This is a genomic window from Allobosea sp. P4_H5 (assembly GCF_056400825.1).
Genome location: NZ_JBFUKM010000005.1, coordinates 314,297 through 327,857, shown reverse-complemented (window position 1 = coordinate 327,857; position 13,561 = coordinate 314,297). Strand labels below are relative to the sequence as shown.

General features: G+C 67.3%; 11 protein-coding genes and 1 riboswitch. Of the genes, 1 reads left to right on the top strand and 10 read right to left on the bottom strand.

What is annotated here, in order from left to right; genetic code table 11:
- Nucleotides 1-47 precede the first annotated feature (47 nt).
- The 4 genes from AC1DS0_RS12885 to AC1DS0_RS12870 all read right to left on the bottom strand — a co-directional run bounded on the left by AC1DS0_RS12885 (nt 48) and on the right by AC1DS0_RS12870 (nt 5,633).
- Complete coding sequence (locus AC1DS0_RS12885) at nt 48-3,026, bottom strand: condensation domain-containing protein (protein WP_476814730.1); 2,979 nt, start codon at nt 3,024-3,026, stop codon at nt 48-50.
- A 53-nt stretch (nt 3,027-3,079) separates the two neighbouring features.
- Nucleotides 3,080-3,913 carry a siderophore-interacting protein gene (locus AC1DS0_RS12880; protein ID WP_476814729.1) on the bottom strand — a complete coding sequence of 278 codons (834 nt, stop codon included), beginning with the start codon at nt 3,911-3,913 and terminating at the stop codon, nt 3,080-3,082.
- A gap of 121 nt (nt 3,914-4,034) precedes the next feature.
- Nucleotides 4,035-4,181: a hemin uptake protein HemP gene (gene hemP, locus AC1DS0_RS12875; protein WP_476814728.1), complete on the bottom strand. Its 147-nt coding sequence runs from the start codon at nt 4,179-4,181 to the stop codon at nt 4,035-4,037.
- A gap of 243 nt (nt 4,182-4,424) precedes the next feature.
- On the bottom strand, nt 4,425-5,633 hold the full coding sequence (locus tag AC1DS0_RS12870) for an MFS transporter (RefSeq protein WP_476814727.1): 1,209 nt from the start codon (nt 5,631-5,633) through the stop codon (nt 4,425-4,427).
- Between the two features lie 200 nt (nt 5,634-5,833).
- Here AC1DS0_RS12870 and AC1DS0_RS12865 point away from each other — a divergent pair, with 200 nt between their 5' ends.
- Entirely contained in the window at nt 5,834-6,616 is a 783-nt protein-coding gene (locus tag AC1DS0_RS12865; protein WP_476814726.1) for an AraC family transcriptional regulator, read from the top strand.
- Nucleotides 6,617-6,646: 30 nt separating this feature from the next.
- Here AC1DS0_RS12865 and AC1DS0_RS12860 read toward each other — a convergent pair whose 3' ends face one another.
- The 6 genes from AC1DS0_RS12860 to AC1DS0_RS12835 form a co-directional block, all read right to left on the bottom strand.
- Nucleotides 6,647-7,303: a class I SAM-dependent methyltransferase gene (locus tag AC1DS0_RS12860; RefSeq protein ID WP_476814725.1), complete on the bottom strand. Its 657-nt coding sequence runs from the start codon at nt 7,301-7,303 to the stop codon at nt 6,647-6,649.
- Complete coding sequence (locus tag AC1DS0_RS12855; RefSeq protein ID WP_476814724.1) at nt 7,300-8,079, bottom strand: ABC transporter ATP-binding protein; 780 nt, start codon at nt 8,077-8,079, stop codon at nt 7,300-7,302. The genes AC1DS0_RS12860 and AC1DS0_RS12855 overlap by 4 nt, the downstream gene beginning before the upstream one ends.
- Nucleotides 8,076-9,119 (bottom strand): FecCD family ABC transporter permease, encoded by a 1,044-nt coding sequence (locus tag AC1DS0_RS12850; protein WP_476814723.1) that lies wholly within the window; start codon nt 9,117-9,119, stop codon nt 8,076-8,078. The genes AC1DS0_RS12855 and AC1DS0_RS12850 overlap by 4 nt, the downstream gene beginning before the upstream one ends.
- Nucleotides 9,116-10,072 (bottom strand): ABC transporter substrate-binding protein, encoded by a 957-nt coding sequence (locus AC1DS0_RS12845; protein ID WP_476814832.1) that lies wholly within the window; start codon nt 10,070-10,072, stop codon nt 9,116-9,118. Before AC1DS0_RS12845 ends, AC1DS0_RS12850 begins: the two co-directional genes overlap by 4 nt.
- 288 nt (nt 10,073-10,360) lie before the next feature.
- Nucleotides 10,361-10,570: riboswitch (cobalamin riboswitch) on the bottom strand.
- 41 nt (nt 10,571-10,611) lie between these two features.
- On the bottom strand, nt 10,612-12,318 hold the full coding sequence (gene lhpI / locus AC1DS0_RS12840) for a cis-3-hydroxy-L-proline dehydratase (protein WP_476814722.1): 1,707 nt from the start codon (nt 12,316-12,318) through the stop codon (nt 10,612-10,614).
- Between the two features lie 70 nt (nt 12,319-12,388).
- Nucleotides 12,389-13,405: an amino acid ABC transporter substrate-binding protein gene (locus AC1DS0_RS12835; RefSeq protein WP_476814721.1), complete on the bottom strand. Its 1,017-nt coding sequence runs from the start codon at nt 13,403-13,405 to the stop codon at nt 12,389-12,391.
- Between the last annotated feature and the right edge of the window lie 156 nt (nt 13,406-13,561).

The window sequence follows — 13,561 nt, the reverse complement described above, 5'->3', positions numbered from 1 at the left end:
GGTCGGGACAAGCCCGACCACGACGAAATGGCGGTGCTGGCGGACGCTCACTGCTCCTGCAAATGCGCGCCCAGCTCGGCCAGCTTCACCTGCGCCCCGCCAGCCTGGCCCATCAGCGTGAAGACAGCGCTGGTCGTCGCCCTGATCCGCTCGACTTCCTGCGGCCCGTAATGCTCGGAGCGATAGCTCATCAGCACGCGGATCGAACGTTCGCCGGCGAGATCGGCCTCCTCCATCACCTCGAAATGCAGGCCGAGCATCGATTCGTGCCGCTCGGGATCGACCTGCCGGAAGGCGATGCTGCGCCCGTCCGGCAGTGCCAGCTCACCGTTCAGCTTGTTCTTGGCGTGGATCTGGATGAAGACCTCGAAGAGATGGTCGCGGCCCGGCGTCATGCCGAGCGCCTCCTCGACCAGGTCAATCGGAATCTCGCTCGACGGCAGCGATTCGTTGATCGTGTTCCTGACCAGGCCGACCAGCCCGCCAAGGCTCATGGTCTCATCGAACCGGATGCGATGGGCGACGACGGTGGTGAAATAGCCGACCGTATCGAAGAAGGCGGCCTCACTGCGGCCCGAAGCTGAGGTGCCGATCACCAGCTCCGGAAGCGAGCCGAGCTGGCGCAGCGAGGCGGCGATGCCGGCATAGACCACGTTGAACAGCGAGGCGCTGCTCTGCCTGGCGAGGGCATAGAGCCCTGCCGTTGCCTCCCGGTCGAGCTTGAACTCCACCCAGCCGCCGGCGGCGGAGGCCGCCTCGCCCGTGGGCTCGGATCGGTCCTGACGCTGCAGGATCGGCTGCGGCTGCGGCGCGCCGCGCAGCATGTCTGTCCAGTAGCCGAGATGCTCCTGGTCGACACCGGCCGCGGCCTGGAGGCGTGCGAATTCGTGGAACGGCGCCGGCGCATCCGACCAGACCGGCATGCCGCCGGCTGCGCGCACGCGGTAGCAATAGGCGATCTCGTCCATCATCAGGTTGACCGACCATTCGTCGAGCACGACGTGATGGAACAGGAAGGACAGCACCTGCCGGCCAGTTGCCGGGTCGATCAGGAAGCGCAGGCGGAAGGGCAATTCCTTCGCCAGATCGAAATGGTGCAACGCCTCGTCTCGCCGATCGACGCCTGCGCTCTCGGCGCTCGTCCAGAACCACTTGTATTGCGAGAGCTCGGCCGCCGGCACGACCTGCTGGACCATGTCCTTGCCTTCCTGCCGGAACAGGCTGCGCAGGCCGGAATGGCGTTCGAGGACATCGGTGAAGGCGCGCCCGTACAGGGCTTCGTCGACCGGTTCGAGGAAATCGAGCGCGAAGGGCAGGTTGAAGATCTCGTTGAAGTCGAAGGCGGCATAGGCCTTCCACAACGAGGCCTGCGCCAGCGACAGCGGCGCGCTCAGCGTCTCCTCGATTGCTGCCGTACGCACTGGCTCCGGGCTGGCCTCGCCAGTGCGGCGCGCCTTGAGCGCTAGTGCGGCGGCGCTCGGATAGCTGAACAGGTCGTTGAAGTGCAACTCGATGCCGTGCTGGCTGAGCAGGCGGCCGATGATGCGCGTCGCGATCAGCGAATGGCCGCCATGGTCGAAGAAATCATCATCCGGCCCCAGCTCCGGCGCGTTGAGCGCGGCGCGAAACTCGGCGAGGATGAGGGCTGCCACGTTGTCAGTTTCCGGCTCCTCGGCTGCGGCCGGGCTTCCGCCTCGCGGCTTGTCGAGGGCAACAGCCGGCGAGACATCCGGCGAGGCGACCTCGCCTTCGTTAAGCCAGCCCAGGAACCGCTCCAGCAGGACGGGCCCGATCCGTGGCGAGAGCCCCTGCCCCGTTACGATCTCGATCGCGACGCCGCCCTGTTTGCTGCGTCCGACGGCGAACGTCAGATCTGGGCGCGTCTCCGGGGTCGGCAGCGGCAACCGTTCGACCGATACGCCGGGAACTCTCAAGCTGCCTGCGGGATCGCCGAGCCAGCTGACGAACAGCACCGGCCGCTCCGCTTTGCCGATGCGTCGCGCCTGCGGCATCGGGGAATTCGCCGTCCGGCCGAGACCGCCCCGGATAGCGGAAACGATCGCCTCCGCCGGCGCCTGTGCGTCCACCGTCAGGACGACAGCGTCTCCACCCGTGACGGATGACGGGGGGTCGCCGATCTGCGCGGCCAGCCTGTTTGGGATCAGCAGGTCGATCTCCCGCTTGCCGGACAGAGCGGACAGATAGCGGGCGAACTGCGCGGCAAGATGGATGAAAACCGCCTGATCCGATGCATCCTGCGCGAGACCGCTCAAGGCCCGAAGCCCAACCGTAGTGCCGTACCGACCAGCCAGCGCCCGCTCTGATCGTGTGGCGCGGAGATTGCCGAAATCGACGATCTCCGAAGCTGCGATCCCAGTCCGGCGCATCCAGCCCGGCAGCATAGCCGAGACTTCACCCGCAGCGAGCAGAGGTGTACCGGCAGCACGTGCCACAAAAGAGGCGGGCGGTATCGGCTCGCCCGCATAGGCCTTGCCCAGCGCCAGCAGGAGTTCGGCGGCGGGGTGAGCCGCATCGAGGACGCGGTGCAGGACCAGCGCGAGAATCGTCTCTTGCGGGCAGTTGATCAGGAGCACCTCGAAAGGCGGCTCGCCATCGCTGTCCCAGCTCGCTCCTTGCCGATCGAGGATCGCCGCGACCGCCTGCTCCAGCGTCTCGGCCCGGATCAGGCTGACGACGCGCCCCTCCTCGCCGGCGAAGCGCTTATGCAGTTCGCCATCCTCGCTGAAGCGAAAACGGGCATTCAGGCCGGGCCAGGCGCGCACGACATCGCGAACGGCGCCGACGAGGCGTGCCAGATCGGGCTCACCGATCAACCGGCAGGCCATGACATGCTTGAGCACCGCGTCGGGAACCTGCTGCTGTGCCAGCCAGACATGCTCCTCGTACTCGCTAAATGCCGGCGCCGCCGCCTCGGTTCGCGCCGCTAACCCTGAGATCTTCTGCAACGCGGCATCGAGGCGCCGCTGTTCGGCGTGCGTCAGCACATGGTCGAAGTCGGCAGCCATTGCTGGTCTCCTCTGGGCTTCGGCAGATGTCGATGGATGGCGGATCGGCCGCCTCACTCGTCGAAATCGTCGTGCACGGCGACGGCGCCGCGGCGCCAGTAGCCGTGGGCGCGGACCCATTTGCGATTGGCGCCGCGCTCGTCGACGAGGACGCTGCGCAGCTGCTTGGCAGCGCCTGATTCACACGCGAGCCAGGCGAAGTAGTCGCCATCGGGGAAAGCCAGGGCCGGCAAGGCCGCGAGCAGCGCCGCACCGGATTGCGCCCCGGCGGCACGATGAGCCCAGATCACCTCGATGCCGGCGGAGCGACGCAGGGGCAGCTCCTCGTCCGCTCCACCGACCTCGACCAAAGCGAGCGCCCGGCTGCCCTGCGGCAGCTCTTCCAGGCGCCGCGCCAAAGCAGGCAGCCCCGTCTCGTCGGCGACGAGCAAATGCCAGTCGAACTCGAAGGGGACGATGAAGGAGCCGCGCGGACCGACGATCCAGGCGGGATCGCCCGGCTTGACCTGCGCCGCCCAGTTGCTGGCCGGCCCGTCATGCAGCAGGGCGAAGTCGATATCGAGTTCGCCCTGCTGCGGATCATGCCGCCGCGGCGTGAAGTCGCGCGCCAGCGGCCGCGGGCCGCTCTCGGGGAAGGCCAGCCCATCCGGGCCGACGATCGGCAGGACTGGTTTCGTCTCGCCGGGCACTGCGAAGAACATCTTCACATGGTCGTCGAAGCCGAGGCTGACGAAGCCCTCGAGTTCCGGGCCGCCCAAGGTCACCCGGCGCATCGACGGGCTGAGATCGGTCACGCGCAGGACGTCGAGGCGGCGCAGCGCTACCTTATGGCGCTGGCGCTTCGGCAGGCGCTCGTCCGGCACGCCTGTTTCAATGGCGTTGGTCATGGTTTCGATCCCTTGCGGTTGCAGGCCCGTCCGCGGCATGGCCGGATCGAGCCGTTACGGCCGCGCGACGCGGCCATGTGTCTGCGGCCATCTGCCAGCGGCGATGCCCCGAGGGCAGACGTCATTTGGTCAGGATCAGCTTTCCCTGCCGCGTGATCCTGAGGCGATAGAGCTCGCCATGATGCTCGATGCCGATCTCCGTCTCGCCCTTGAAGACCGCCGCGCTGGCGACCGTCCTCGCCGGGCGCATCGCCACTGGACGGGGCAAACCACGGGCCCGATCGAGGCATACGGGGCCGGTCAAGACTGACAGAAGAGGCTGGCTGTTCATGGAAAAAGACTCGGAACGATAAGCTGTGGCGAATACGCACCCAGCTTAACCGAGATCAAAAATCCAAGCAATTACAATAGTTTATATGTATAATCGTTCAAAACTCCGGATGAGGCGAGCAAGCACGTCTCATCCGCTGAAATCACGCCCACCTCTGCTCGGCGGGCTGGCGCGACATCGTCAGGCCGTCGCGCGGCGCCCGGCCGCGAGGGCCAGGATCGCAACGAGCAGCGGCGCGAAGGACAGCATCAACACCATGTTCCAGCCGAAGGCGGAGAGCAGGCCTCCGGAGAGGAAGGAGCCGATCGCCATCGTGCCGAACACCGCGAAATCGTTGAAGGACTGCACGCGGGCCTTCTCCTCCGGGCGGTGGCATTCCAGTACCATGGCCGAGGCGCCGACGAAGCCGAAATTCCAGCCCAGGCCGAGCAGGATCAGCGACGCCCAGAAATGCGCGACGTCGATGCCGAACAAGCCGACTGTCGAGGCGGCGCCAGTCAGGACGAGGCCGGCGGCGACAACCTTTGCGGAGCCGAAGCGCGTGATCAGGCGTCCGGTCCAGAAGCTCGGCCCATACATGGCGACGACATGCCATTGCAGCCCGAGATTGGCCGATTCCTGCGAGAGCCCGCACAGCTTCATCGCCAGCGGCGCAGCCGTCATCAGGAAGTTCATCAAGAGGTAGGAGACGACCCCGCAGATCACCGCGAGGGTGAAGCGAGGCTGGCGCACGATGACGCCAAGCGGCCGCCCGCCCGCCTGTTCCGCGGCGGTCGGCATCGGCAGCTTGACGCCGAGCAGGATGAATGCGGACAGGGCGGCGACCACCGCCTGGCCGACATAGGTGGCCGCGAAGAGATAGGGCGGCCAGAGGTTCATCGTGTGCGTCACCAGCTGCGCACCGATGATCCCCGCGAAGACGCCGCCTGCCATCACCGCCGACAAAGCGCGCGGGCGTCGCTCCGGAGCGGCGCAGTCGGTCGCGGCGAAGCGGAAGGAGAGGACGACCGCGGCATAGACGCCGGCACAGAAGGTGGCGAGGCAGAACAGCCAGAACGATGCGACCAACATGGCGAGGCTCGCCAGCACTCCGGCGAGAACGCCGCTGCCGGTGCCCAGCATGAACACCGTGCCGCGGCCTCGGCGCTGCGCGATGGCGCCGGCTGGCAGCGTGCAGAGCGCCATGCCGACGACGAAGATAGAGACCGGCAGCGTCGCAAGGGCCTTGCTGGGCGCGAGCATGTCGCCGACGACCGCGCCCGTGGCGAAGACGACGGTGGCATTGGCGCCGGCGAGCGCCTGGCAGATCGCCAGCCGCACGACATTGCTGCGCTCCTGCCGAAGTGCACTCGCCGCTTCGGCATCAGGAAGAGTCGATATCGTCGTCATGCAGCGACCTGGTGTTTCCAGAGAGCCAAGTGGCGCGGAGGGCCGATGCAGCGTCCCGCTCCCGCATATGCGAGCGGCGAACCGGTTGCAGCAAGCGCATCAGCCCCACCGTCCATTCCCATCGCCTATCAGAAAGCCGGCTGACCTACTTTCGATGCTTTGCCAAAAAATGTAGAACATCAGACAAAGCAGGGAGCGCCATGAGCTGGTCAACCATTACGACCCCGCCGGATGCCCTGCCGCCACGACCGATGACGATGCGGGCGCAATCGATTCCGCCCCGGCACCATTTCCTGGAGCACGCCCATGACTGGCACCAGCTGGTCTATGCGATCGACGGCGTGCTGACCGTCTCCACGGTCGGGCAGACCTTCATCACCTCGCCCGATCAGGCGGCCTGGCTGCCGACTGGCGTGTCGCATCGCGTCGGCTCGCTGCTCGGCGCGGAATTCCGGAGCCTCTGGATCGCGACCGAAGCCGGAAGCGGCCTGCCGCTCGCGCCGACCGTCCTGGCAGTGTCGCCGCTGCTCAAGGCCCTGATCATCGAAGCGGCGGCGATCGAGGGTCAGGGCGACAGCGACGGCTATGGCGGACGGGTGGTAGCCCTCATCCTCGACCAGTTACGGCGGGCCCCGACCTTGCCGACAGCCCTGCCCTGGCCACGCGATGGCCGCCTCGCCGCGCTCTGCGAGGCGCTGTATCTGGACCCGGCCGACGAGCGCAGCGCTGATGACTGGGCCCGGGAACTCGGCCTGTCCGGCCGGACCCTGACACGCCGGTTCGAGGCCGAGATCGGCGCGCCGCTGCGTTCATGGAAGCGCCGCCTGCGCCTGTTCAGGGCGATCGAGTTGCTCAGCGGCGGGATGTCGGTGACGCAGACCGCGATGGAACTGGGCTACAGCTCAGCGTCGGCCTTCATCTTCGCGTTCAAGGCCGAAATGGGTGCGAGCCCGCATGCCTATGGCCGCCAGGCCGGGCGATAGCCTGGTGCTCGAGGCAGCCCACGGCGAGCGTCAGCCCTTCTTCGCCGTCAGCACGAACATCGGCACGTCGCCCGGATAGGGCGAGGCCGAGAACAGGTGCTGCCAGCTCCGCGCCGTGCCGAAGCCGGCTTCGGCGAGCATCGCCCTGGCATCATCCTCGGTCAGCCCGTCATGGCGCGGCAGGCTGGCGGCCAGCGTTTCGGGATAGGTCGAGCGATATTGCGGCGCGATCGACCAGAGTCCGTCCGAGACGAAGACCACCCCGCTTGGGCGCAGGAGGAGGTGAGCCTTGCGCAGCGCCGCCATCGGATCTGGCAGCGTCCAGAGCACATTGCGCAGCGTCACGATGTCGGCCGAACCTGGAGCGAACGAAGCCTCCTCGATCAGCGCCTGTTCGAAGATGACGTCGAGCCCGGAGGCCTCGGCCGCTTGCCGGGCCACGGCGAGCATGCCCGCGGAGCCGTCGCATGCCCGCACGCGGTGTCCGAGCGATGCGGCGATCAGCGCGCAGGCGCCGGTGCCGGTGCCGAGATCGACGACGTCCTTCGCCTCCTTCGCTTCGAAGGCGGTTTCGAGGATGTCGCGCCAGAGCGAAGCTTGGGCGACATGGGAAGCGACGCCGTCGAAGGCCGGCGCGCGCCGGGTCCAGTAATCGGAAACCTCTGCCTGCGCCTCAGCCGCCTTCATGACTGCCTCCGTTCCGGTTCGATCAGATATTCGATGTGCCGGCGTCCCGACGCGCCCTGACGGGTCGAGACCGCAACGCCGAAAATGCGCTGGATCGCCTCGGCGGTGAGGACCTCGTCCGGCGGCCCCGCTGCCTGCAGCTGCCCCTCGTGCAGCAATGCGATCTCGTCGCAGAACATCGCCGCGAGGTTGAGGTCGTGCAGCGCCATGATGCAGGTGATGCCGAGACGGCGGACCAGCCCCAGGATCGAAAGCTGGTGCTGGATGTCGAGATGATTGGTCGGCTCGTCGAGGATGAGCTCGCTCGGCTCCTGCGCCAGCGCGCGGGCGATATGGACGCGCTGGCGCTCGCCGCCGGAAAGCGTGTGCCAGAACTGGTCGTGCCGTTCCGTAAGCCCGACCCGCGCCAATGCCTCGTTCACTGCCGCCTCGTCGGCGCCGTTCCACGATGCCAGCGCGGCGCGATGCGGCGTGCGACCGAGCCGGACGACGTCGCAGACGGAGAGCTGAATCTCGGTCGTCGCCTGCTGCTCGACGAAGGCGAGGCGGCGGGCGAGCTCGCGCCGCGGCACGGCGGCGATATCGCGCTCGTCGAGCGTGACGACGCCGCTCGCGACATTGCGTAAGCGGCAGAGCAGCCGCAACAGGCTCGACTTGCCCGAGCCGTTCGGGCCAATCAGCCCGAGCACCCGGCCGGGCGCGGCCTGCAGCGTCACCCCGTCGACGATCATCCGGCCGGCGGCGCCCCAGCGCACCTCACGCATTGCGAGCGTCATGCCGACCGCCTCGCCCGATAGAGGATCAGCGCGAAGACCGGCGCGCCAAACAGCGCTGTCACCACCCCGATCGGCAGGATCTGCTGCGGGATCAGCACGCGCGACAGGATGTCGGCGAGGATCATGAAGATCGCGCCAACGACGAGGCAGGCCGGCAGCAGACGGGCATGGCCGGAGCCCACAAGGAAGCGGGCGGCATGGGGAATGATCAGCCCGACGAAGCCGACCGTGCCGACGATCGAGACCATCACTGCGGTCATCACGGCGGTGGTGGCGAAGAGCACGACCTTCACCCTTGTCACGGCGACGCCGAGCGAGGCGGCGGCATCGACGCCGAAGGTAAAGGCATCGAGCACCTTGGCGTGCAGCATGCAGATGCCGAAGCCGATAAAGGCGACCGGCGCGGCGATCCAGAGATCCGGCCAGCGCACGCCGCCGAAATTCCCGAGCAGCCAGAACATCACACCGCGCGCCTGCTCGGCGCTGGCCATCGTCGTCACGATCGTCGCGGTCGCCGCGTTGAAGAGCTGCGAAGTGGCGACGCCGGCGAGGATAACGCGATCGCTCGCCCCGCCCGCCCCCGTCGCCAGCAGAGCGACCACGGCGAGCGCGGCGCAGGAGCCGATGAAGGCGCCGGCCGAGACCGTCAGCGCCGTACCGCCGATGCCGACACCGAGAATCAGCACAGCGACGGCGCCGGTCGAGGCGCCGGCGGAGATGCCCAGCACATAGGGCTCAGCCAGCGGATTGCGCAGCAGTGCCTGCAGGATCGCGCCCGAGAGCGCCAGCGCACCGCCGCAGAGCCCCGCCATCAGCGCCCGGCTCAATCGGTAATCGAAGATCACGCCCTGCTGGATCGCGCTGACCGGAAAGTCGAGGCTGAACAACCCATTGCCGAGCGCCCGCAGCGCCGTATCAAACGGGATGCGCATCTCGCCGATCGTCACCGCCAACGCCACCGAGACGGTGAGCGCAGCGAGCGAGGCCAGCGCGATGGCGATCCGCGCCGGCCAGTTCGGGCCGTGGGCAGCGTGACTCAAGGAGAAAGGCCGAAGCCGGCGATCGCCTCGGCGAGCGTCTCGATGCCGTCGACCGTGTCGAGCCCGGCGCGGGTCGCGCCGACGTCGAGGATGACGACGCGCTGGTTCTTCACCGCATCGAGCTTGCTGGCGACGGGGTCGGTCTTGAGGAAATCGAGCTTCTTCTCGATGTCATCAGCCGGGAAGCGGCGGCGATCCATTTTCACCGTGACGATCACCGCGGGGTTGGCGGCAGCGATGCTCTCCCAGCCGACCAGCGGCCATTCCTCATTGGTGGTGATGATGTTGCGGGCGCCGAGCTTCGACAGGATGTAGGCGGGCACGCCGTTCTTGCCGGCCATGAAACCATCGCCCTTGATATCCCGGCTGGAGAACCAGACCACGACCGACACGTCCTTGGCCTTGACGTTCGCGACCGCCTGGACCGCCTTGTCCTCGCGCGCCTTCAGCTCGGCGACGAGCGCATCGGCGCGATCCGAGACGTCGAAGATCTGCCCGAACTCGCGGATGTTGCGGTAGACCAGCTCCATCGTGAACATCTGGGTGCGTACGCCGTCGCCGGCGCCGGAATTGTCCTTGCCGACGCAATCGGTCGGCGAGACATAGGTCGGGACCTTGACCCTCGCGAACTGGTCGCGCTTGCCGACGATGCCGTTCGGCCCGACATGCCATTCGAACATCGCGGTGACGAGATCGGGCTCCTGGGCGAGCACCGCCTCGAAACTCGGATCATTGTCGGCGAGGCGCTTCACCTTGGCGTTGACGGCTTCATAGGGCTTGGCGACCGGCGAGAACCAGACCGCGGTGCCGACGACGCGATCGCCGAGACCGAGCGCATAGAGGATCTCGGTCTGGGTCTGGCCGATCGCGACGACACGCTTGGGCGGTGCATTGAAAGTCACGCTCTCCCGGCAATTCTCAAGGGTCAGCGGATATTGTGTCGGCGCCGCCATGGCGGCACCCGCGATCAGGGTGCCGAGGAGCGCCGCGACGGGTCCCTGCAGCAGGCGGACGAGATGGCGGGTAGCCGGCACGGGACAAGCCTTTAATGTAACAATGTTGCATTTCTGATAGAAGGGTCGGCGCGCAGCCGTCAAGCTCTGCGCGACGGCGCGGACGGTGTTCATGAACATGGGTCTCATCGCTCCCCGAGATGGCAGGCGGGGAACTGCGCAGGGGCGTGGATGGATGGAGGGCATCGCCGCCATCGACACACAGCTCCGGAACACCCCGTCCGAAAGACGTCTTCGACGACCGGGGCAGGTCTCCTGGCTCGCGGGTCGATGCCGGTTCCGCCCGGCCTTCCCAGCGCGATCAGCGCCAGTGGACGATGGACGGAGAGCTCGCCGCTTACAGTTGCGGGGGCAGCCTCGGCTTTGGCGGAATGCGCCTCACCGAATTCCCTCTTAGCTCCGGGAGCAACCCGGAGAACCTCGATCGCGGTCACCCTATAAGGCCGGGCCGCGAGGTCAAGCCTGCCAACCGTGATGGCTCAGGCGAGCCAGGCGGGGAGCCGCGCGGAAGCAGCACCCGTCAGTGCAGCCTCAATGCAGTCGTCGAGCGTCCCCAGCCTGACGGCGCAGCCGGAGAGGCCCGGCCCGTAATGGGCGTATTTGCCGGAGTTGGTCAGCACCACCTTCGCCTGCTCCGGAAAGACCGGGCGGGTGATCGAGCACCAGCAAAGATCGGGGATGACCGCGACGCCGCTCCGCGCAAGCCTGGCCATCGTGCCATCGACTTCAGCCGCGGCGACGACCTCCCGCCCAGCCGTGATGATGACGGCGAGCGCAGCCGCGACGGGGCGGCCGTCGAGCCGTTCTGCGAACGCCCGGCATTCGTCGAGCGAGGCGTGTGGGCTGCCGATAGCGACGAGATCGACATCCGGGGGCCCCTCGCTCAGCTTGCGCCAGCCCGCGGCCAGGTGCTCGCGCGTGATAGCGACTTCGTCCTCGGGAGCGCCGCCGAGGCTGTCCGCTTCCGGCGTGATCCCCTCGATATGGAGCATCGCCGCCGCCGAGGTCGTGCCGAAGGCGGCGCAGAGCGCCTTGAGATCATCTTGCGTCGGCTGCGCCTTCGCCAGGCCCCTGATCAGCGGAATCCGGTCGGGCGAAGCCAAGCCCGTGAGATAGCCGATCAGCGGCCAGGCAGCGCTGTCTGCGCCACCCGGCAATTCGATCCGGACCGCGCGGCGCGCCCGGCGCCCCTCGTCGAGGAAGGCACCAGCGAGCGGGGCGCGGCCGGTGACGGCGATGCAGAAATCGAGGAAGTCCGGGTGTTTGGCGGTGCGGGCGCCGAGCACGGAGTTGGCGAAGATCACCGCATTCGATTCAGACCAGCCGATCGGCTCGCCGAAGCCCGGCGGCTCAGGCAGGGCATAGGGCGCGCAGGTGAAGCTCGCCTGGCAGCCCATGCGGACATAAGCCTCGGCAAGGCGTGCTGCCGGCTCGCCGAATTCAGGCGCGACACCCTGGCGGCGCCAGTTCGCATGGTCGACGGAGATCGCGTTCATCGTCGTCGGGATGCGGACGCGCGCGCCGAGCTCCTCCATCTTCTCGGCGAAGACCAGATTGGCCGGGCCGGCATAGATGCAGCCATCGACATGCGCGCGCGTCACATCGAGGAGCTCAGTCGCTCCTTGCTGGCTCGCCATGGCGACGAGGATGCGCATGGCCTGCTGCGCCGCGATCCCGTCCTTGCCGTCGAGCATGCTGCGATCGGCAGGAGACAACTGCAGCCCGGCGTCCGCCGCCGCGGCGAGAGCGATCCGCACCCGCCCGCCATCGGCTGACACGCCATCCGGTGCGATCGTCGCATGCCGCGCCGAGGAGAGGATGGCGAAAGCCTCTTCGGCCAGGCGGATGACCGGGATGCGGCGCTCGAACATCTCGGAGGCGACGATTGCGCCGAGCGTCAGCGTGTCCTCGGAGCCAGCGAAGATCAGCGCGGCGGGGCTCTTGCCGGAGAGCGCAAGCTCCAGCAGCACGCCGGAGCCCGAACAGGAGCCCCGACTGGTCGGCATCAACACCACTGCGCCGGCGAGCGAGGCGCTATGGGCGGGATGATGCACGTCGATGACCATCCCTGTCGCCGGATCGACGCCGCCCCAGAAGCTCAGGGGCTCACCGAGGGCGACGATCGGTCCGGCGGCGGCCCCGGACACCACCGCGATCCCATTGTCCTGTCTCGAAGCTGAGGTCATGGCGCGGATCGGCGAAGGCTTGCGGGCTGGGAACGGGGCAGCGTGTGATACCGCCCTCCCCTAGGTGATATCACCGAATGGGAGGCGCGTATTGCAGCCCGCCTTTCGTCCAGAGGTTATTGGCGCCGCGCGCCAGCTTCAGCGGGCTTTCGCTGCCGAGATTGCGCTCGAACGATTCGCCGTAATTCCCGACGGCCCTGATGATCCGCACGACCCAATCCTTGCTCAGCCCGATCCCTTCGCCGGCATTGCCTTCGCTGCCGAGCAGCCGGCGGATATCGGGCACCTTGGAATCGACCATCTTGTCGACATTCGCCTTGGTGACGCCGAGCTCCTCGGCGTTCAGCAGAGCGAATTGCGTCCAGCGGACGATGCGAAACCACTGATCGTCGCCGGCCCGGACGAAGCTCCCCAAGGGCTCCTTCGAGATCAGCTGGGGCAGGATCACATGCTCGTCCGGGGCACGGAATTTCAGGCGGATCGCGGCGAGCGAGGAGACGTCGAGGCTGATGGCGTCGCAGCGGCCGGCTTCATAGGCGCCGACGACCTCGTCATTGGTCGCAAAGACCACCGGCTCGAACTTCAGCTCCTTCGACCGGAAGAAGTCGGCGAGGTTCATCTCGTTGCTGGTCCCCTGCGTGGCGCAGACGGAGCCGCCGGCCAATTGCTCGGGCTTTTCGATGCCGAGCTTTCGGGGGACCATGAAGCCCTGGCCGTCATAGTAGTTCACCGCGGTGAAGTTCAGCCCGAACAGGCTGTCGCGCGCGATCGTCCAGGTCGTGGTGCGCGTCAGCACGTCGACCTCGCCGGATTGCAGCGGCGCGAAACGGTCCTTGGCAGAGAGCGACATGAACTCTGCCTTCATCGGATCGTTCAGGATCGCGGCTGCGAGGGCGCGGCACATGTCGGTGTCGAAGCCCTTCCAGACGCCGTTGGCGTCCGGCAGCGAAAAGCCGGGCACGCCCTGGCTTGCCCCGCAGATGATCTTGCCGCGGGCCTTGATCCGCTCGAGGGTCTGCGCCTGTCCGGAGGCGGGCCAGAAACCAACGGCGATGCAGAGCACCGCCAAAGCCGGTGCAGCTTTCATAGAATCCCCCTGATGTTCTTATCTCGCAAACGGCGTGTTTCTACGAACCGTTGCTGTCGAATTTCACCGGTATCGTGGCGTTCAACTTTTCCTTGCATGCCTTCAGCAGTATCTCCCGACCGCCACATGACGATGCCCTGCACCGGCATTTGACAT

What these genes read in the sequence shown, in the direction of transcription:
- AC1DS0_RS12855 (WP_476814724.1), bottom strand. Translation starts at nt 8,079, where the DNA reads ATGACGCTCGCAATGCGTGAGGTGCGCTGGGGCGCCGCCGGCCGGATG.
- AC1DS0_RS12845 (WP_476814832.1), bottom strand. Translation starts at nt 10,072, where the DNA reads ATGGCGGCGCCGACACAATATCCGCTGACCCTTGAGAATTGCCGGGAG.
- AC1DS0_RS12870 (WP_476814727.1), bottom strand. Translation starts at nt 5,633, where the DNA reads ATGACGACGATATCGACTCTTCCTGATGCCGAAGCGGCGAGTGCACTT.
- AC1DS0_RS12865 (WP_476814726.1), top strand. Translation starts at nt 5,834, where the DNA reads ATGAGCTGGTCAACCATTACGACCCCGCCGGATGCCCTGCCGCCACGA.
- AC1DS0_RS12880 (WP_476814729.1), bottom strand. Translation starts at nt 3,913, where the DNA reads ATGACCAACGCCATTGAAACAGGCGTGCCGGACGAGCGCCTGCCGAAG.
- AC1DS0_RS12860 (WP_476814725.1), bottom strand. Translation starts at nt 7,303, where the DNA reads ATGAAGGCGGCTGAGGCGCAGGCAGAGGTTTCCGATTACTGGACCCGG.
- lhpI (WP_476814722.1), bottom strand. Translation starts at nt 12,318, where the DNA reads ATGACCTCAGCTTCGAGACAGGACAATGGGATCGCGGTGGTGTCCGGG.
- AC1DS0_RS12835 (WP_476814721.1), bottom strand. Translation starts at nt 13,405, where the DNA reads ATGAAAGCTGCACCGGCTTTGGCGGTGCTCTGCATCGCCGTTGGTTTC.
- AC1DS0_RS12885 (WP_476814730.1), bottom strand. Translation starts at nt 3,026, where the DNA reads ATGGCTGCCGACTTCGACCATGTGCTGACGCACGCCGAACAGCGGCGC.